We start from the raw sequence: 17,243 nt of genomic DNA on the forward strand, positions 1-17,243 counted from the left end.
CCGCGAACGGACGATTTCGGACACTGTCACCGGATCGCCTACTTCCCGGCGAGGAGACTCCCCACGAAATCCGGCACATAGTTCTGCAGCTCGCGCGGCGGGCGCTGGTACCCGTGGGAAGCCGGCCGCGGCGGGATCTCGATCGGCTCGCGCTCGACCAGCGTGTAGGGGATCTGCGAGAGAAGATGGTGGATCATGTTGATCCTCCCACGGCGCTTGTCCTCGTTGTCGACCTCGTGCCAGCGTGCCTCGGGGATGTCGGTGTGCACGAACATGGCATCCTTCGCGCGCGAGTAGTCCTCCCATTTGGTGATCGAGAGGACATCGTTGGGCGAGAGCTTCCAGCGCCGCATCGGATCGTCGTTCCGGGAGCGGAATCGTCTTTCCTGCTCGACGTCTGAGACGCTGAACCAGTACTTCAGGAGCAGGATGCCGTCCTCGACCAGCATCCGCTCGAAGACCGGCGCCTGACGCAGGAACCGGTGGTATTCGGCGTTCGTGCAGTAGCCCATGACGCGTTCGACCCCGGCGCGGTTGTACCACGAGCGGTCCATCAGCACGATCTCGCCCGCGGCGGGAAGGTGTGCGACGTAGCGCTGAAAGTACCACTCGCTCTTCTCGCGCTCGGTCGGGGTCGGCAGCGCGACGACGCGGGTCACCCGGGGGTTGAGGTACTGTGAGACGCGGCTGATGGTCGAGCCTTTGCCGGCGGCATCGCGGCCCTCGAAGATCACGACGACGCGGGCGCCGGTGTCCTGCACCCAGGCCTGCATGTCGACCAATCGCGCCTGCAGCGCCTTGATCTCGCGCTCATACAGATTCTTCGGCATCCGCTCGCTCATGCCCCGAGCGTACCCGTCAGGCGTGCAGGGCCTCGTTCAGCGTGACGCCGACCCCCGAGCGGCGGACCGCTTCGATCGCGCCGGTGATCGAATTGCGACGGAACAGGATGCCGTTCTGTCCGGACAGCTGAGCGCCCTTGACAACGGGTCGCGTGCCGTCGTCAAGCGGCGGCTCGGACGCGAGCGAGATCTTCGACCCGGCCGTGACGTAGAGGCCCGCCTCGACGACGCAGTCATCGCCGAGCGAGATGCCGATGCCCGCATTGGCGCCGAGCAGCGTCCGTGCGCCGATCGACACCCGGTGCGCGCCGCCGCCGGAGAGGGTTCCCATGATCGAGGCGCCACCGCCGATATCGCTGCCGTCGCCGACGACGACGCCCTGCGAAACACGGCCCTCGACCATCGATGCGCCGAGGGTGCCGGCGTTGAAGTTGACGAAGCCCTCGTGCATCACGGTCGTACCCGGGGCGAGGTGGGCGCCCAGGCGAACACGAGAGGCATCGGCGATGCGCACGCCCGTGGGCGTGACATAGTCGGTCAGTCGCGGAAACCTGTCGAGCCCCTGCACCTGGATGCCGGCGCGCATCAGGCGACCGCGCAGTCGGGCGGCATCATCCGGGTGGACGGGCCCGGCATTGGTCCACGCCACGACCGGCAGGTGCGCGAAGACTCCCGCGAGGTTCAGATCGTTCGGCGCGACGAGCAGATGAGACAGCGCGTGCAGGCGCAGGTAGGCATCGCTCGTGCCGGTGGGTGCGGCATCCAGATCGACATCGACGATGACCACTTCGGTGCTCACCTCTCGACGCTCATCCGCGCCCACGAGCGGGTCGAGCTGCGACGTGTCGACCTCCTCGGGGGAGCGGCCGAGAGCCGGCGCGGGAAACCATGTGTCCAACACCGTGCCGTTCTGCGAAATCGTCGCCAGTCCCGCGCCCCACACCCACCGCTGCACTGTCACCACACCAGGGTAGCGGGCGACCCGGCTCGATAGACTCGGGGCCATGCCGCCGCTCGACCTCACCTCATCCGCTGTCGACCTGACGCGCACGATCTGCGACATCCCGAGCGTGTCAGGGGAGGAGCGGCTGCTCGCAGACCTGATCTTCGATGCCATGACCGCACTCGGGCACCTCGAGGTCCATCGCGACGGCGACACGATCGTCGCGCGCACGCACCTCGGACGCGCGCAGCGTGTCGTGATCGCGGGGCACCTCGACACCGTCCCGATCAATCGGAACCTCCCGACCCGGGGCGCAATGATAGACGGCGAGCCGCACATCTGGGGACGCGGCACCGTCGACATGAAGGCCGGCGTCGCCGTGCAGCTGAAGCTGGCCGCGGAGCTCGTCGAACCTCGCGTCGATATCACGTGGATGTGGTACGACCATGAAGAAGTGGACGCCGACCTCAACGGTCTGACGCGCCTCGCCGCGGCGCGCCCCGATCTGTTCGCCGGCGACTTCGCGATTCTGGGAGAGCCCTCGGGCGGCCAGGTCGAAGGCGGATGCAACGGCAACCTCCGCGCCATCGTCCGCACCCACGGCGTCCGTTCGCACAGCGCGCGTTCCTGGATCGGGGAGAACGCGATCCACAAGGCCGCCCCGGTCCTCGCGCGGCTCGCGGAGTACCGCGCGCGTGAGATCGACGTCGAGGGCCTCGTGTACCGGGAGGGGCTCAACGCGGTGCGCATCGGCGGCGGTGTCGCCGGCAACGTGATCCCCGACCTGTGCGAAGTGGAGGTCAACTACCGCTTCGCGCCCAGCCGCACCGTGGAGCAGGCCTCCGACCATGTGCGCGATGTTTTCGCCGGCTTCGACGTCGAGATCGTCGATCGCGCGGCCGGCGCGCGGCCGGGCCTCGACGCCCCGCTCGCGCAGGAGTTCGTCGCGGCCGTCGGAGCCGTGCCGCGCCCCAAGTATGGGTGGACCGATGTCGCGCGCTTCTCGGCGATGGGCGTGCCCGCGGTCAACTACGGTCCCGGCGACCCGCACCTGGCCCACCACGACGAAGAGCGCGTCCCGGTCGCGCAGATCGAAGACGTCGAACGCGGCTTGCGGGCGTGGCTCAGCGCGTGACCGTTCGCGCTCGGCGCTCTGCGGCGCCGGCTGCGCTGCGCGTCGCGATCGTCTACGTCATCGCGCGCCTGATCACGACGGCGTTCCTCTTGATCGCCGCCGCGTTGTCGGGCCCGGAGTCGCGCTTCGGCGCCGATGCGACTCTCGGATCGCTGTCGATGGGCTGGGACGGTCAGTGGTACTGGCTCGTGGGCACGACGGGCTATCCTGCCAGGCTACCGCTGGATGATGCCGGAGCCGTCGCCCAGAACGCGTGGGCGTTCATGCCGCTGTATCCGGCGCTGTCGCGCGGGTTGAGCGTCGTGCTCGGGTCGTACCCGATCGCGGCGGTGCTGCTCGCCCTGGTCGCCGGATACGTGTCGACTCTGGTGCTGTTCCATCTGCTGCGCGAGCGGATCGACGCCACCTCTGCGCTCTGGGCCGTCGCCCTGTTTACTGCCGGACCCATGGGCGCGCTGTTTCAGATGGGCTACGCCGAGACGCTCTTCTTGACCTGGCTGTTCCTCGCCCTGTGGGCGCTCGTGCGGCGCAGATTCGGTTGGCTGTACCTGCTGATCCCGCTGCTCGGCTACACGCGACCCGGTGTCCTCGCGTTTGCGCTTCTGCTGGGTCTCTACGGGCTGCACCGGTGGTGGCGGCGACGCGTCGACCCGCTACCACCCGCTCACATGGTCCACATCTTCGCCCTCGGCGCGCTCGCGACAGCGGTGGGGTTCTCATGGCAGCTGATCGCGGGTGCCGTGACAGGGGATCCTTCCGCATACCTGGACACCGAGCTCTCTTGGCGGCAGAGCTGGACGGGGGAGGACGAGAGCGGGTTCGTTCCGTTCTCGGGCTTCATCGAGGCCGCGGTGATCTGGTTCCGCCTGTGGGGACTTCCCGAGGTGTTGGGCTACGTCGCTCTCGCTCTGGTGGTCGCCGCCGCGACGGCCGTGCTCATGTTCTCGCGACACGTGCGCCGACTCGGACCCGAGGTGCGCCTGTGGTCGGCGAGCTACCTGGTCTACCTCCTGGCGGTGTTCTTCCCCCAGTCCAGCGTCTTCCGCCTGTTGCTGCCGCTCGCTCCGCTCTACGGCGCGCTGGCGCTGCCGAGGTCCGTCGCGTGGCGCGTCACGATGCTCGTGCTCGGGCTCGTGGCGCAGGCGTGGTGGATCTATCAGATGCTCGCTCTCGGGAACACGTATGCACGGATCCCCTGACGTGGAGCAGTCGCGTTCCCGCGAGCGTCTGGTGTCGCCGGGACCGGGTAAACTTCTCTGGTAGTCCTCTGACGAAAGGAAGCCGCCATGGCAGCCATGAAGCCGCGAACCGGAGACGGACCGATGGAGGCCGTGAAGGAGGGGCGCCTCATCATCGTGCGCGTGCCACTAGAGGGCGGCGGACGCCTGGTCGTTTCGGTCAACGATGAAGAGGCCAAAGAACTTCACGGCGTTCTCGCTGGTGTCGTCGGCGCCGCCTGACATCCCGTCGCCGCGAATGGCCGGTCCTCGGACCGGCCATTCGACTTTTCCTGGCCGTCAGGACTGTCAGCGGCCTTCGGAAGCGGTCGCGCGTGTCAGTGTCGATCTGTCGTGGTGACCTGCAAGAGGCCCTCGCCCACGATCGACAGGGCGCTGACGACCGCGGGGGAGGATTGGGTCTCCTGGACGAGGGAGCGATACGCGCTCGTGAGGACGTCGCGGCGGACCGGGTCGGCGACGGCGCCGCCCGCGAGCACGCGGGGCACGAGGACGGTGCCGCCGACGCGCACGAGCCGCAGGCCGTGTTCGACGTACTCGATGACGCCGTCGGCATCCGCGTCGACGAGGACGATGTCGTAGGACGCCTCATTCATCCGCGGAAGCACGTCGGCGGCACGTCCGGTGATGAAACGTGCACGGGCGGGCGGGATCTTCGCGTCGGTGAACGCCGCGCGAGCGGCCGCGAGATGTTCGGGCTCCTTGTCGATCGTCGTCAGCGTCGCGCGTGGCGAACCGTGGAGAAGCCACAAGCCCGACACGCCGCCCCCGGTGCCTATCTCGACGATGTTGAGAGCTGCTGCTGTGGCGGCGAGCACGGCGATCTGCGCGCCGACGGGTGCGCTGATCGGGTCGGCTCCGAGCTCGACGGCGCGCGCGCGCGCCCGCGTGATCGATTCGGGCTCGGTCGTCATCTCATCGACGAACCTGCGGATCGCGTCGTACTCGGCCATGTTGCCCTCCAGAGCCAGCGTACGGTGCGGTGCGTGATCGCGGCGCCAGGCGCACGGGTAGCCTGGAGCCATGTTCTTCGGGCTCGATTGGGACAAGCTCCTGCTCATTGGGATCGTTGCGGTGATCCTTGTCGGCCCCGAACGTCTCCCGCACTATGCCGAAGCCTTGGGTCGGTTCACCGTGCGGGTCCGGGAATGGCTCGGGGGAGCGAAAACCCGCGTCAAAGAGGAGATGGGCGAGGACTTCGACGACATCGAATGGCGCAAGCTCGACCCGCGCCAGTATGACCCGCGCCGCATCATTCGCGACGCGCTTCTGGAAGATGCTCCGGTCCCGCCCGTTCAGGTCGCCGCGGCCGGCGCTTCGATCGCGGCGACATCGCCGTCGATGCCGACGACAATGGTCGATCGCACGTTGCCCGTCCCGTTCGATTCGGAAGCCACCTGACCCCGCGGTGCGGACAGCTCACGGCGGTCCGCCGCGGAAGATGACCTGATGTCCGCTCTCGGATCGGCTCGCGACGGAGCGTCGCTCACGCGGGCGAGAGGGGGAGTGCCCGGCCGGAGAGGCCGCGCGACGCGCGCGCAAGCAGGTCGGCGATGACGATGATCGCCCGTGCTGCGGGATCCTCCGGTGCGGTCAGTACGACGGGCTCGCCCGCGTCCCCTCCGGTGCGGAGAGCGATGCTCAGCGGAATCGATCCGAGCAGCGGGACCTGGGCATCCGTGGTCGACAGCGCATCCGCGACGGCCTGCCCGCCTCCCGAACCGAAGAGGTCGAGCGTGCTGCCGTCGGCGAGCGCCAACGCGGCCATGTTCTCGACGACACCGACGACGCGCTGACCGGTCTGCCGAGCGAGGAGGCCGCTGCGGACTGCGACGTCGGCGGCGGCGGCCTGCGGTGTCGTGACGACGAGCACTTCGGCGTTCGGCAGGAGCTGGCCGATCGAGATCGCGACGTCGCCGGTGCCGGGCGGCATGTCGATCAGCAAGACGTCCAGGTCGCCGAAGAACACGTCCGTAAGGAACTGCTGCACGGTGCGGTGCAGCATGGGTCCGCGCCACGCGACAGCGGACGCGGGCTGATCACGGGGCAGGAACATGCCGATGGAGATCGTCTTGACGCCGTGCGCCACCGGCGGGAGCATGAGGTCGTCGATCCGTGTCGGTTGCGGTGACAGACCGTCTGGGCTGATCAGCCCCAGCAGCGCGGGAATCGAGAACCCGTGCACGTCGGCGTCGATGAGTCCCACGGCGAGCCCTCGCGCGGCCAGTGCGACCGCGAGGTTGGCAGTCACGGTGGACTTGCCCACGCCGCCCTTTCCGCTGGTGACGGTGATCACGCGCGTGAGCGAGTCCGGGCCGAACGGCATGACCCGGCCGCGCCCCCCGCGGAGCCGCTCGGTCAGGGCAGCACGCTCCGCGGGCGTCATGACGCCGATCTCCAGCGCGACGTCTGTGATGCCGTCCACGGACGCCGCAGCATCCCGCACATCGCGCGCGATGCGGTCGGCGGCCGGACAGCCGACGATCGTCAGCGCCACCTCGATACGCGCGGTCGTGCCGGAGACGTCGACCGCGCGGATCATGTCGAGTTCGGCGAGGGGTCGGCGCAGCTCTGGATCCGTCACGTCGCCGACGGCACTGCGGACCGCATCGGTGATCGTCATGGCGCGGCGGACTCGTCGCGCTGCTCGCGGTCATCCAACTGCTCGAAAAGCGTGCGCAGCTCTTGACGCAGGACCTCTCGCGTGATGACCTGCTCGGTCACGTCGGCGAGAGCCATGCGAAGGGCCACGACTTCGCGTGCCAGATACTCGGTATCGGCGAGGTTGCGCTCGGCGCGCTGACGGTCTTGCTCGATCTGCACGCGATCGCGGTCGTCCTGCCGGTTCTGAGCGAGCAGGATGAGTGGTGCGGCGTACGACGCCTGCAGCGACAGCATGAGGGTCAGAGCAGTGAATCCGTTTGCGGCCGAGTCGAAGCGCAGCATTCCCGGCATCAGCGTGTTCCATGAGATCCATGCGACGCAGAACAGCGACAGGATCAAGAGGAACAAGGGGGTCCCCATCGCGCGCGCGATCCACTCGGTGAAGCGGCCGAAGCGGTCGCGCGACGGCTGCGGCGTGCGCGTGAGTACGCTCGATCGACGCCCCCGCGGGTCCTCCAGCGTGACCTTCGGGGTCTTCGCCATCATCGCGGGGCTCCCGTGTCGACGTGGGCGGACGCCTCGTCGCCGTCGTGCGAGCGCCAGTCCTCGGGCAGCAGATAGTCGAGCACGTCGTCGATGCTGACCGCCCCCACGAGGCGGTGAGCCGCGTCGATCACCGCCACGGAGACGAGGTTGTAGCTGGCCAGCAGGCGGGCCACTTCGGCCGCTGTCGCGGTGACGGGGACGGCATCCACCGTGTCGTCGATGATCGCGCCGAGACGCTCGTGCGGCGGGTACCGGAGCATCCGCTGAAAATGGACGGTGCCCAGCAACCGGCCGGTGGGAGTCTCGTACGGCGGCAGCGTCACGAACACTGCGGCGGCAAGTGCCGGATGAAGTTCGTGACGGCGGATGAGAGCGAGGGCCTCGGCAACGGTCGCATCCGCGGACAGCACGATCGGCTCGCTGGTCATCAGGCCACCGGCCGTGTCAGGGCCATACTGCAGCAACGCCCGCACGTCCTCGGCTTCTTCGGGCTCCATCAGCTCGAGCAGCTCCTCGCGCTGATCCTCCGACAGCTGAGCGAGGACGTCGGCCGCGTCATCGGGTTCCATCTGGTCGAGGATGTCGGCTGCCCGCTCGTCGCCCAGCGCCCCGAGGATGTGGATCTGGTCGTCCTCCGGCATCTCCTCCAGCGCGTCGGCCAGTCGTTCGTCGGAGAGTTCTTCGGCCACCTCGAGGAGTCGTTCCTCCGGAAGATCGAGCAGGGTGTTGGCGAGGTCGGCGGGCTTGAGCTCGGAGTACGTGGCCACCAGCTGCTCCGCGGACTGCGCCTGACCGGGCGATTGCTCCTCGCGCACGTCGGACCAGGAGGCGAATGTCGTGGGGCCCTTCGCGAAGGGAGTCGCGCTGGTCTTCGGTTTGCGCAGGAACAGCTGGCCGACATCCCAGTCGCCCAGCCGATTGCGCTCGATCGCGACATCCTCGATGACGGCGTGGCCGGAGCCGTCTCGGAAATAGACCTTGCGGCCGAGGAGCTCGGCCATCACGCGCACCTCCCCGCCGCGCGGCTGGAACCGTCGCACGTTGATCAGGCCCGTCGTGATGACCTGCCCGGTCGCGATCGAGGTGACGCGCCCGATCGAGAGGAAGACGTTGCGGCGACCGGGGATCTCGACGACGAGACCCACGACGCGCGGCGGATCATCTTTGCGGTAGATCACGACGACATCTCGGACCTTTCCGAGCCGGTCGCCCGCGGGGTCGAAGACGGTGCAGCCGGCCAGGCGCGCCACGAAAACCCTCTGCGTACTCACGTGTCCAGCGTAGTGCGCGCGACCTGCGGGAAACCGTCAGCTCTCGCGTGGACGCCGCGTGAGAAGATGGATCAATGAGCATGATCGGCGGCACCCCGAAGGAGCACGGCGAGACGATCGCCGACCACGCGACCTATGAGGGCGCGCAGAAGGTCGTGTCGCAGCTGATCGAGGCCGACATCCCCGCGAAGGACATCGCGATCGTCGGTCGGGGCCTGCGGTCGGTCGAGACGGTGACGGGCCGTCTGGGCTATGCGGCCGCCGCGCGATCAGGGGCGATCAATGGAATCCTGCTCGGGCTGCTGTTCTCGGCGATCTTCGTGCTGGGCACCCCGGACGCGGCCATTCAGCTGTTCATCGGCGTCATGCTGGTCGGCATCGCGATCGGCATGCTGCTCAGCATCACCACCTATGCCCTGCTGCGTCGCCGCAGGGACTACACATCGATCACGCAGGTGATCGCAGACCACTACGAGGTCACGGTGCTGCCCCGCTCGATGCAGCGGGCGCGTGAGATCGTCGGTCGGACCGCGTCACAGGCGACGCTCGGACATCCTGCCCCGGCCGCGGCTCCCGCATCGGAACCGCCGACATCCGACCCGCCGGAGTACGGCGAGCGGGTGGATCCTCCGGGCCCTCCGCGGTACGGAGAGCGCATCGATCCGTCGAACCAGAACCTTCTCGAGCATCCGGGCGGGGGCGGCGAGCAATCCCGATGACGCTCCGGATCAGCGCGCGTGCCGCGAGATCCATGCCTCGACCTCGTCGGCCGTACGCGGGATGCCGGCCGAGAGGTTCTCGGGGCCATCCGCGGTCATGAGGATGTCATCCTCGATGCGCACGCCTATCCCGCGGTAGTCCTCGGGAACCGTGAGGTCGTCGATCTGAAAATAGAGTCCGGGTTCGATCGTGAAGACCATTCCGGGCTCGAGGACACCGTCGTAGTACATTTCGCGGCGAGCCTGTGCGCAGTCATGGACGTCGATCCCGAGATGGTGCGAGGTGCCGTGCACCATGTATCGACGGTGCTGTCCGCCGCGGTCCGCCGCGAGCGCCTCTTCGGCGCTCACCGGAAGCAGACCCCATTCCGCGACGCGTTCGGCGATGACACGCATCGCGGTCTCGTGGACGGTGCGAAACGTCACCCCGGGCGCAGCAGCGGCGAAGGCTGCATCGGCCGCTTCCCGCACCGCCTCGTAGATCTTGCGCTGCACGGGGGTGAACCTGCCCGAGACCGGGAGTGTGCGCGTGATGTCCGCGGTGTAAAGGCTGTCGACCTCGACTCCGGCATCCACCAGGATGAGATCCCCCGGAACCACGGCGCCGTCGTTGCGCGTCCAGTGCAGATAACACGCGTGCGGACCGGACGCGGCGATCGTGTCGTAGCCTTCGCCGTTGCCCTCGGTGCGCGCGCGATGGTGGAAGACGCCCTCGACCGCGCGCTCACCGCGCGGGGTGGCGACGATACGTGGGAAGTCGGCGACGATGTCGTCGAAGCCGCGCGCCGTGACCTCGACCGCCAACCGCATCTGCTCGATTTCGTAGGCATCCTTCACGAGCCGCAGTTCCGAGACGAACCGCGCGAGTTCGTCGTCTTCGTCAGCGATGCGGTCGCCCTCAGCGGGGGCGAACTCGTGGAGGTGCGCGGTCGTGAGGCCCAGGTCGCCCGCGACACCCGCGAGCGCGGGGCGCGGCCCGATCCAGAACTCTCCGACCGCAGCGTCGGCGTAGAACTCGGTCGTGGTGCGGTCTGCGCGCTCGCGCAGGTGGAGGGTCGCCTCGTGGCCGGATGCCGTCGGCTCGAACACCAGCACCGAGTCGGGCACGGTGTCGCTCGCCCACCCCGTGAGGTGCGCGAAGGCGGAATGCGCGCGGAACGGATAATCGGTGTCGTTCGAGCGCTGCTTGAGCGATCCGGCGGGAAAGACGAGGCGTTCACCCGGAAACGCAGCCGACACCGCGGCACGGCGCGCGGCGGCGTACACGGCCTGCGCGCGCTGCGGCGGTGCCTGATCGGGTCGCTCGGCCCAGCCCGTCGAGATCTGGTCCAAAAACCCCTGCGGGAAGGGCTGCTTGCGGTTCGTGTTCTCCGCCGCCGAGATCTGGGTGCTGGTCTCGGCGATCGTGTCGCCCTCGCTCGTGCTCATGGCATCCAGTCTCGCACTTCGCCCGAATCGTGTCTTCACGGGGAGGGTTCGAGCTGCACGACGAGCGGGCGGTGGTCGCTGCCGCTGCCGTCGAGCGAGGTCAGCACGGCCGAGCCTGTCGCCACCCAGCCCGCCGTCGCCATCACATGATCTATCGGTGTGCCGAGGAGGGACGGGACGCTGGTCGACCAGGTGCCGACACCGCCGGTGCCGGTGGCCGCGGCGCCATCATGGCAACGGCCGAGATCGGCGCCGCCGACGCCCAAGCGCGCCATGTTGTCCAGCGTCGCGTTGAAGTCTCCCGCCATGATGACACTGTCGGCGGCGCATTGATCGGCGAGCCACTGCAGGTCGCGGCGCCAGTCGGCCATGTACGCCTGGCGGGGAGCGACGGCGTGGACGGCCACGACGACCGGCCCGTTGCCGTCGACGGGCATGGCGACCACGCTCGGCACCTCGGAGGTGTTCGTCGTGCCTTCCACGGTCGATTCGACGACGGCGTAGTCGCCGAGCCCCGGGGAGATCAGCAGGCTCGTCCAGTTGGCATCCCATCCCTCGTAGTTCTCGTTGTGAACCCACATCGGGGACCCCAGGGCACGCATCGCAACGGCGACCGCGATGCCGACCTCCTCTGTGGTCTCGGGCAACGACACGATGTCGGCCTGCATGGCCACGGCGGTCCGTGCGATCACGTCGGCATCCGCGGCGCCCCCGGCCGTGTTCCAGGTCATGACGCGCACGCTGGTGCCAGTGGCGTCGGGGAGCCCGCCGGGCCCGACTCCGCGGGAGAGGAGGATGCCGCCTCCGGCGATCGCGCCGATCAGGGTGATCACGGCGATCGATCCGGCGAAGGCGCGCACGGGGCGCGCCAGACTCAGGAACAGGAACAGGACGCAGACGGCGGCCAGCACGATCACCGTGATGGGCCTCAAGGACACGACCTGTGCCATGGGAAACGTCCGCTCGAGGCGGAAGAACTGTGGCCACGTGACGATCGCGACGGCGATGGCCGTGAGCACGGTGATCAGTAGTCCCAACAGGCGAAGCACGCCGGCGACTCTATGTCAGCAGGCTGAGAGAAGGACGGATGCCGCGGTCCTGCACCCGGGCGGCGGTACGCTCAGATCATGGTGCATGCAGGGGACCGCGCAGCGCGGGCGGTCGTGGGCCCGAGCGATCTGCACCTGCATTCCGATCACTCTGACGGCACCGAGCCGCCCGCGCAGGTGATGGTCGCGGCGCACACGGCGGGGCTGCGAACGGTGGCGCTCACCGACCACGACACCACATCGGGGTGGGCCGAGGCGGCCGAGGCCGCCGGCTCGCTCGGAATGACGCTGGTTCCGGGCATGGAACTGTCCGCGCGCTACGAGCACCGGAGCGTTCATGTGCTGGGCTACCTGTTCGACCCGGAAGACGCGGGACTGCGCGCGCTCACGGACCGCATCCGCACGTCGAGAATTACCCGCGCCCGCACGATGGCCGACCGCATCGGCCGCGACTACGACTTGACCTGGGACGACATCGTCGCCCAGACGGCGGAGGGCGCGACCGTGGGCCGGCCGCACCTGGCGGACGCACTGATCGCGAGAGGACACGTGCGCGATCGCGGTGAGGCCTTCGCCGACATCCTGCATCCCGGCAGTGACTATTACGTGTCGCTGTATGCGCCCGACCCGGTGACGGCCGTCGCTGCGATCGCGGACGCGGGCGGAGTGCCGATCATCGCTCACCCCGCCGGACGCGCCGGGCTCCTGCCCCGGAAGCTCGTCGAAGCGATGCTGGAGGCCGGGCTGGCCGGGTTCGAGCTTGAGCATCGCGAGAATGAAGAGCCCGCGCTCTCCCGGCTGCGCTCGCTCGTTTCGGCCCGTGACCTCATCGCCACAGGGTCCAGCGACTATCACGGTCGGGGAAAGCCGAATGTGCCGGGCGAGAACACCACGACCGACGCCATGGTCGCCCGCATCATCGCCCGGGCAAGCGGTAGCGCCCCCGTCCATCCCTGAGGGGGACGGGGGCGCTGTGCTCGGGGGCTCAGGCGAGAGCCTTGGCCTTCAGCTGGTCGACGGGCGGCATTCGCGGCCGTCGGCGCTCAAGCTAGTGGTCCGGCGACCGTTCGGCAAGGTTCAGCTGGTTGCGACCGGGGTCCCGGTTCCGCCCGAACCGCCACGGCGGCGGCGGCGGCGCGAGGGAGCCGGCTTGCCGTCGTGATGCTCCGTACCGGCACGGGTGTGCGCGTCTGCGCCATCGGCTCCGCGCGCGGCGGCGTTCACGGATGCGGGGGGAGAGCCGGCATCCGACTGCTCGATGAAGCTCGCTCCGACGTGCTCCTGCCCGCCGCGCCGGCGACGACGCGTCGTCCCGGCCTCGGCGCCTTCTGCGGCGATGTCAGCGGCGCGCGCGGGCCGCGGCGTGCGGACGGCAGTGGTCTTGGGAGCCGCCGTGAGGCGCCCCTTCGTGCCGGCGGGGATGCTCAGATCGGCGTACAGGTGCGGGCTCGACGAGTAGGTCTCGACCGGCTCGGGTTGGCCGAATTCCAGCGCGCGGTTGATGAGCGCCCACTTGTGCAGGTCATCCCAGTCGACGAACGTCACCGCGATGCCGGTGTTGCCGGCCCGTCCCGTGCGGCCGACGCGGTGGAGGTAGGCCTTCTCGTCCTCGGGGATCGTGTGGTTGATCACATGGGTGACGTCGTTGACATCGATGCCGCGGGCGGCGACATCCGTCGCGATCAGGACGTCCTTCTTGCCGGCCTTGAACGCGGCCATTGAGCGTTCCCGGCTCTCCTGGCTCATGTCACCGTGGACGGCGCCGGCGTTGAATCCGCGGTCGTTGAGCTCATCGACGAGCTTCTGTGCCGCGCGCTTGGTGCGGGTGAAGATCACGACCTTGCCGCGCCCCTCGGCCTGCAGGATGCGGGCGATGACCTCATCTTTGTCGAGCGAATGCGCGCGGTAGACGAGATGGCGGATGTTGGCCTGCGTCAGCCCCTCATCCGGGTCGCTGGCGCGCATGTGGATGGGGTTGGTCATGAAGCGGCGCGCGAGAGCCACGATGGGCCCGGGCATCGTCGCCGAGAACAACTGGGTGTGGCGCACCTGCGCCACCTTCTGGAAGATCTTCTCGATGTCGGGGAGGAAGCCGAGATCCAGCATCTTGTCGGCCTCGTCGAGGACCACCTCGGTCGCGTGCGACAGGTCGAGCAGGCGCTGGTTGTTCAGATCGATGAGGCGACCGGGCGTGCCGACGACGATCTGGGCGCCGGCCTGCAGCTGCTCGATCTGCCCCTCGTACGCCTTGCCTCCGTAGATCGCCACGACGCTCGTCGCGCGATTCTGGGTGAGCATGTCGATGTCCTCGTACACCTGTACGCAGAGCTCGCGGGTCGGGACGACGATGAGCGCCTTGACACCGGGCTCGGGGTCGAGGCCCAGTCGCTGGACGACGGGGATGCCGAAGCCGAAGGTCTTGCCGGTGCCCGTCTTGGCCTGGCCGATGATGTCCTGGCCGGGAAGGCCGAGCGGAATCGTCTGCTCCTGGATCGGGAACGCGTCGACGATGCCCTTGGCCGCGAGTGCGTCGACGATATCCTGATCGACGCCGAGTTCGGCGAAAGTCGTCATGGTGTCATGCCTGTCTGGCGGTGAGAAGCCGCCGATGAAGAGATCCACGCCCTTCACTCAGCCACAGGCGCGGTGGCCCCGATCCATCGCCGGGACCCTTTCAGCCTACCGGAGCGTGCCGCAACCCCCGGTCGGCAGCCAGGGGATCCGCGCTACTCGGCGCCGGTGCGGGCCACGTGACTGCGCGCGTGCGCGACGGCGGAGGGGAGATCATCGAAGAGGTGCCTGGCGTGGCGGAGTGAACTGAGTACGCCCACGGTTGTGAACAGCTCGACGTGTCCGGCGCGCACGCCCTTGATCAGCACGGTCACGCCACGACGCTCGAGCTGCTGGACGATCTCGGACAGCACGTGCGCTCCGGTCGCGTCAACGAGTTCGAGCTGAGACATCCGGAGGATCACGACCGTCACGTCGTCGAGCGACATGACGGTCTCGAGCACCCGGTCCGCCGCGGCGAAGAACAGCGGGCCGTCGAGTCGGATGACGGCGATGCGTTCATCCCCGGCCACGGCGGGCCCGCCGATCTCCTCGCGAGCCACTCCGGTCGCACGCGAGAGGCTCCTGATCGCGAACACTCCGGCCACGGCCATGCCGATCGCGACGGCGACGATCAGATCCACCGACACCGTCACGATCGCCGTGACGATATAGGCGATCGCATCGGCGCGAGTGGAGCGCAGGATCGAGCGAGCGGTCGCCGGCTGCACCATGCGGATCGCGGTGACCATCAGCACCCCCGCAAGGGCTGCGAGCGGAATCGCGCCGACGGGACCCGCCGCCACGAGGACGACGAGCAGAAGCACCAGCGCGTGGAAGATGGCGGCGATGCGGCTCTTCGCGCCTGCCCGCACGTTGACCGCGGTCCTCGCGATCGCTCCTGTCGCCGGCATCCCACCGAACAGCCCCGCGCCGATCGACGCGATGCCCTGACCGACGAGCTCACGATCGGGGTCATACGGCCCGGTGTCGGCCAGCGAGGCGGCGACGCGCGCCGACAGCAGCGACTCGATCGCCGCGAGCGCCGCGACGGCGACAGCGGGAAGCACGAGGGCGGACAGTGTGTCGATGGAGAGCGTCGGCAGGCCGGGCGCCGGCAGGCGCGAGGGAAGCGCTCCGATCACGGCGAGCGGGGAGGGGAGCACCAGAGCGAGGATCGTCACCAGCACGATCCCGACCAGCGAACCGGGAATGGCGGAATGCACGAGGGGCAGGAGATACATGCACGCTGCCACCGCCGCGACCGCGGTGAGCGACCACGCGAGATACCCCGGGTCGGCATTGACGAGAGACGACAGGGCGCTGGTCACCACGTTCGTGTGCAGAATGCCGTCGGCATCCGCCCCGGTGAGCGCGGGGATCTGCTGCAGAAAGATGATGACGGCGATCCCGAGGGTGAAACCTTCGATGACCGGCCAGGGGATGAAGGAGACCGCCCGACCGAGCCGGAGTGCGCCCGCGACGAGCACCAGAATGCCGGCGAGCACGCTGACCACGGCGACCGCGGCCATGCCGTGCGCGGTGACGATCGGCGCGAGCACGACGACCATTGCGCCGGTCGGTCCCGAAACCTGGACGTTCGAGCCTCCGAAGACGGCGGCGAGCACCCCCGCCACGATGGCCGTGATCAGCCCGGCCTCTGCACCCGCACCCGAAGCGATCCCGAAGCCGAGGGCGAGCGGAAGAGCGACGATTCCGACGGTCAGTCCGGCGAGCAGGTCGCCGCGCCACGTCCGGCCCGCCTCGCGGTAGTCGCGAGCGGACGGCAGCAGCGCGGTCGCGTACTCTGCGGCGCGACTCATTCCTTGGGTCCGAACGGGGGCAGAGACGCCGCATCCGCGGCGCGTGCGCCGTCGGTCTCGACGATCCGAAGCAAGAGGCTTCGCGCGGTCGTCAACAGGTCGGCGACCTCCGGATAGGCCAGGCGGTAGTGCACGTGGCTTCCCCGGCGATCGGACTCGACAAGACGGTTGCGTCGGAGCACCGCGAGATGCTGCGAAAGGTGCGACGCCTCGAGCCCGGTCTCGGTCTGCAGATCCGCGACGGTGCGCTCATCGCGCATCGACAGCAGCTCGAGGATGCGGATTCGCAGGGGATGCGACAGTCCCTTGAACAGTCCCGCCTTGAGCTCGTAGAGCGGTCGTTGACCCAGAGTTAGTGACATGATGGATCCATCATATCGGGGGAAGCGTCGACCCCGTCGTTCGTTTCCGTTCGCGTGGTGAAGTCGGTGACCGCGATGGGTCAGATCAGGAAGCCTGATCAGGCGATCTTCAGCCGCACGCGCTCGCGGGCATCGTGTGCTGTCCGTGAGCGGGTGAGCATGCCCAGCATCACGGAAATGACGATCGCCGGAAGCGCGATCGGCGCCACCCAGATCCACGGGGTCTCGGTCGTGATGCCCGCCCAAGTCAGGATGAGCCACGCGATCCCGCCGACGACGGCGCCCGAGACGGGTGCCAGGGCCGCGCCCCGGGAGGCGCGACCGGGCTGCAGGTAGTGCAGAGCACCTCCGACGGCGGCGCCGAAGATGAAGCCCAGCAGGATCTCCATGCCGAGGCCTCAGGCGACGAAGCCCACGCGACGAGACTCCTCGGTCCCCACCTCGATGAACGCGATCCCTGCGGTCGGGACGATGTAGGCGTTGCCCTTGATATCGGTGAAGGTGATGGCGGCGGTGCCGCCGTCGATCGCCGCCGTGACGGATTTCTTGACGGATTCGGCGGACTCTGCCGACTCGAAACTGAGTTCGCGAGCGGTGTTCGCGATGCCGATGCGGATCTCCACGGTGGTGCCACGTCCTTCTTGCCGGTTCGGGGCCCGCGGCAGCGGGCGCATCTCGACTCTACGACACGGCGCGCGGTGACCGGCCAGCAAGGGCGGCCCGCCTGCACGCT

The 17,243-nt window shown here is 68.7% G+C and carries 19 protein-coding genes; 6 read left to right on the forward strand and 13 right to left on the reverse strand.

What is annotated here, in order from left to right:
• Positions 1-38: 38 nt before the first annotated feature.
• On the reverse strand, positions 39-830 hold the full coding sequence (ppk2, locus tag QZV81_RS06085; protein WP_292834483.1) for a polyphosphate kinase 2: 792 nt from the start codon (positions 828-830) through the stop codon (positions 39-41).
• Between the two features lie 28 nt (positions 831-858).
• On the reverse strand, positions 859-1,803 hold the full coding sequence (gene dapD, locus QZV81_RS06090; RefSeq protein ID WP_292834324.1) for a 2,3,4,5-tetrahydropyridine-2,6-dicarboxylate N-succinyltransferase: 945 nt from the start codon (positions 1,801-1,803) through the stop codon (positions 859-861).
• A gap of 43 nt (positions 1,804-1,846) precedes the next feature.
• Between dapD and dapE the strand changes: the two genes are divergently transcribed.
• From dapE to QZV81_RS06105, 3 genes are all read left to right on the forward strand, one after another.
• Positions 1,847-2,920 (forward strand): succinyl-diaminopimelate desuccinylase, encoded by a 1,074-nt coding sequence (dapE, locus tag QZV81_RS06095; RefSeq protein WP_292834327.1) that lies wholly within the window; start codon positions 1,847-1,849, stop codon positions 2,918-2,920.
• Positions 2,917-4,119, forward strand: coding sequence for a hypothetical protein (locus QZV81_RS06100; RefSeq protein WP_292834330.1), 1,203 nt, complete (start codon positions 2,917-2,919; stop codon positions 4,117-4,119). The genes dapE and QZV81_RS06100 overlap by 4 nt, the downstream gene beginning before the upstream one ends.
• An 87-nt stretch (positions 4,120-4,206) precedes the next feature.
• The gene (locus tag QZV81_RS06105) at positions 4,207-4,380 is read left to right on the forward strand and encodes a DUF3117 domain-containing protein (RefSeq protein WP_203188199.1); all 174 of its coding nucleotides are present in this window, start codon (positions 4,207-4,209) and stop codon (positions 4,378-4,380) included.
• A 95-nt stretch (positions 4,381-4,475) separates the two neighbouring features.
• Here the strand turns inward: QZV81_RS06105 and QZV81_RS06110 are convergent, their stop codons facing one another.
• Positions 4,476-5,111 carry a class I SAM-dependent methyltransferase gene (locus QZV81_RS06110; protein WP_292834339.1) on the reverse strand — a complete coding sequence of 212 codons (636 nt, stop codon included), beginning with the start codon at positions 5,109-5,111 and terminating at the stop codon, positions 4,476-4,478.
• 70 nt (positions 5,112-5,181) lie between these two features.
• Here QZV81_RS06110 and QZV81_RS06115 point away from each other — a divergent pair, with 70 nt between their 5' ends.
• Complete coding sequence (locus tag QZV81_RS06115; RefSeq protein WP_292834342.1) at positions 5,182-5,559, forward strand: twin-arginine translocase TatA/TatE family subunit; 378 nt, start codon at positions 5,182-5,184, stop codon at positions 5,557-5,559.
• A gap of 85 nt (positions 5,560-5,644) precedes the next feature.
• Here the strand turns inward: QZV81_RS06115 and QZV81_RS06120 are convergent, their stop codons facing one another.
• From QZV81_RS06120 to QZV81_RS06130, 3 genes are read right to left on the reverse strand one after another with little or no spacing between them, the layout of a single operon-like run.
• Positions 5,645-6,781, reverse strand: coding sequence for an Mrp/NBP35 family ATP-binding protein (locus tag QZV81_RS06120; RefSeq protein WP_292834345.1), 1,137 nt, complete (start codon positions 6,779-6,781; stop codon positions 5,645-5,647).
• Entirely contained in the window at positions 6,778-7,305 is a 528-nt protein-coding gene (locus QZV81_RS06125) for a DUF1003 domain-containing protein (protein WP_292834486.1), read from the reverse strand. The genes QZV81_RS06120 and QZV81_RS06125 overlap by 4 nt, the downstream gene beginning before the upstream one ends.
• Positions 7,305-8,579 carry a CBS domain-containing protein gene (locus QZV81_RS06130; RefSeq protein WP_292834348.1) on the reverse strand — a complete coding sequence of 425 codons (1,275 nt, stop codon included), beginning with the start codon at positions 8,577-8,579 and terminating at the stop codon, positions 7,305-7,307. The genes QZV81_RS06125 and QZV81_RS06130 overlap by 1 nt, the downstream gene beginning before the upstream one ends.
• Positions 8,580-8,653: 74 nt before the next feature.
• Here QZV81_RS06130 and QZV81_RS06135 point away from each other — a divergent pair, with 74 nt between their 5' ends.
• Positions 8,654-9,298: a general stress protein gene (locus tag QZV81_RS06135; RefSeq protein ID WP_292834351.1), complete on the forward strand. Its 645-nt coding sequence runs from the start codon at positions 8,654-8,656 to the stop codon at positions 9,296-9,298.
• A 9-nt stretch (positions 9,299-9,307) separates the two neighbouring features.
• Here QZV81_RS06135 and QZV81_RS06140 read toward each other — a convergent pair whose 3' ends face one another.
• Positions 9,308-10,726 carry an aminopeptidase P family protein gene (locus QZV81_RS06140; protein ID WP_292834354.1) on the reverse strand — a complete coding sequence of 473 codons (1,419 nt, stop codon included), beginning with the start codon at positions 10,724-10,726 and terminating at the stop codon, positions 9,308-9,310.
• A 35-nt stretch (positions 10,727-10,761) separates the two neighbouring features.
• Positions 10,762-11,775 (reverse strand): endonuclease/exonuclease/phosphatase family protein, encoded by a 1,014-nt coding sequence (locus tag QZV81_RS06145; RefSeq protein ID WP_292834357.1) that lies wholly within the window; start codon positions 11,773-11,775, stop codon positions 10,762-10,764.
• A gap of 78 nt (positions 11,776-11,853) precedes the next feature.
• On the opposite strand from QZV81_RS06145, the gene QZV81_RS06150 reads away from it, so the two are divergent.
• The gene (locus QZV81_RS06150; RefSeq protein ID WP_292834360.1) at positions 11,854-12,732 is read left to right on the forward strand and encodes a PHP domain-containing protein; all 879 of its coding nucleotides are present in this window, start codon (positions 11,854-11,856) and stop codon (positions 12,730-12,732) included.
• 120 nt (positions 12,733-12,852) lie between these two features.
• Here QZV81_RS06150 and QZV81_RS06155 read toward each other — a convergent pair whose 3' ends face one another.
• From QZV81_RS06155 to QZV81_RS06175, 5 genes are all read right to left on the reverse strand, one after another.
• The gene (locus QZV81_RS06155) at positions 12,853-14,349 is read right to left on the reverse strand and encodes a DEAD/DEAH box helicase (RefSeq protein ID WP_292834363.1); all 1,497 of its coding nucleotides are present in this window, start codon (positions 14,347-14,349) and stop codon (positions 12,853-12,855) included.
• A gap of 152 nt (positions 14,350-14,501) precedes the next feature.
• On the reverse strand, positions 14,502-16,148 hold the full coding sequence (locus tag QZV81_RS06160; RefSeq protein ID WP_292834366.1) for a SulP family inorganic anion transporter: 1,647 nt from the start codon (positions 16,146-16,148) through the stop codon (positions 14,502-14,504).
• A complete protein-coding gene (locus tag QZV81_RS06165; protein ID WP_292834369.1) occupies positions 16,145-16,510 on the reverse strand; it encodes a metalloregulator ArsR/SmtB family transcription factor in 366 nt (121 codons plus the stop codon). The genes QZV81_RS06160 and QZV81_RS06165 overlap by 4 nt, the downstream gene beginning before the upstream one ends.
• 98 nt (positions 16,511-16,608) lie before the next feature.
• Positions 16,609-16,899: a hypothetical protein gene (locus QZV81_RS06170; protein ID WP_292834372.1), complete on the reverse strand. Its 291-nt coding sequence runs from the start codon at positions 16,897-16,899 to the stop codon at positions 16,609-16,611.
• Positions 16,900-16,908: 9 nt separating this feature from the next.
• Positions 16,909-17,133 carry a DUF3107 domain-containing protein gene (locus QZV81_RS06175; RefSeq protein ID WP_292834489.1) on the reverse strand — a complete coding sequence of 75 codons (225 nt, stop codon included), beginning with the start codon at positions 17,131-17,133 and terminating at the stop codon, positions 16,909-16,911.
• Positions 17,134-17,243: the final 110 nt, after the last annotated feature.

The sequence above is a fragment of the Microbacterium sp. genome, assembly GCF_011620665.1.
Lineage (GTDB): Bacteria > Actinomycetota > Actinomycetes > Actinomycetales > Microbacteriaceae > Microbacterium.

Bases quoted from the DNA above. Each gene is read 5' to 3' on its own strand.
- ppk2 (WP_292834483.1), bottom strand. From the start codon at position 830: ATGCCGAAGAATCTGTATGAGCGCGAGATCAAGGCGCTGCAGGCGCGA.
- dapE (WP_292834327.1), top strand. From the start codon at position 1,847: ATGCCGCCGCTCGACCTCACCTCATCCGCTGTCGACCTGACGCGCACG.
- QZV81_RS06105 (WP_203188199.1), top strand. From the start codon at position 4,207: ATGGCAGCCATGAAGCCGCGAACCGGAGACGGACCGATGGAGGCCGTG.
- QZV81_RS06110 (WP_292834339.1), bottom strand. From the start codon at position 5,111: ATGGCCGAGTACGACGCGATCCGCAGGTTCGTCGATGAGATGACGACC.
- QZV81_RS06115 (WP_292834342.1), top strand. From the start codon at position 5,182: ATGTTCTTCGGGCTCGATTGGGACAAGCTCCTGCTCATTGGGATCGTT.
- QZV81_RS06120 (WP_292834345.1), bottom strand. From the start codon at position 6,781: ATGACGATCACCGATGCGGTCCGCAGTGCCGTCGGCGACGTGACGGAT.
- QZV81_RS06125 (WP_292834486.1), bottom strand. From the start codon at position 7,305: ATGGCGAAGACCCCGAAGGTCACGCTGGAGGACCCGCGGGGGCGTCGA.
- QZV81_RS06135 (WP_292834351.1), top strand. From the start codon at position 8,654: ATGAGCATGATCGGCGGCACCCCGAAGGAGCACGGCGAGACGATCGCC.
- QZV81_RS06140 (WP_292834354.1), bottom strand. From the start codon at position 10,726: ATGAGCACGAGCGAGGGCGACACGATCGCCGAGACCAGCACCCAGATC.
- QZV81_RS06150 (WP_292834360.1), top strand. From the start codon at position 11,854: ATGGTGCATGCAGGGGACCGCGCAGCGCGGGCGGTCGTGGGCCCGAGC.
- QZV81_RS06155 (WP_292834363.1), bottom strand. From the start codon at position 14,349: ATGACGACTTTCGCCGAACTCGGCGTCGATCAGGATATCGTCGACGCA.
- QZV81_RS06160 (WP_292834366.1), bottom strand. From the start codon at position 16,148: ATGAGTCGCGCCGCAGAGTACGCGACCGCGCTGCTGCCGTCCGCTCGC.
- QZV81_RS06165 (WP_292834369.1), bottom strand. From the start codon at position 16,510: ATGTCACTAACTCTGGGTCAACGACCGCTCTACGAGCTCAAGGCGGGA.
- QZV81_RS06170 (WP_292834372.1), bottom strand. From the start codon at position 16,899: ATGGAGATCCTGCTGGGCTTCATCTTCGGCGCCGCCGTCGGAGGTGCT.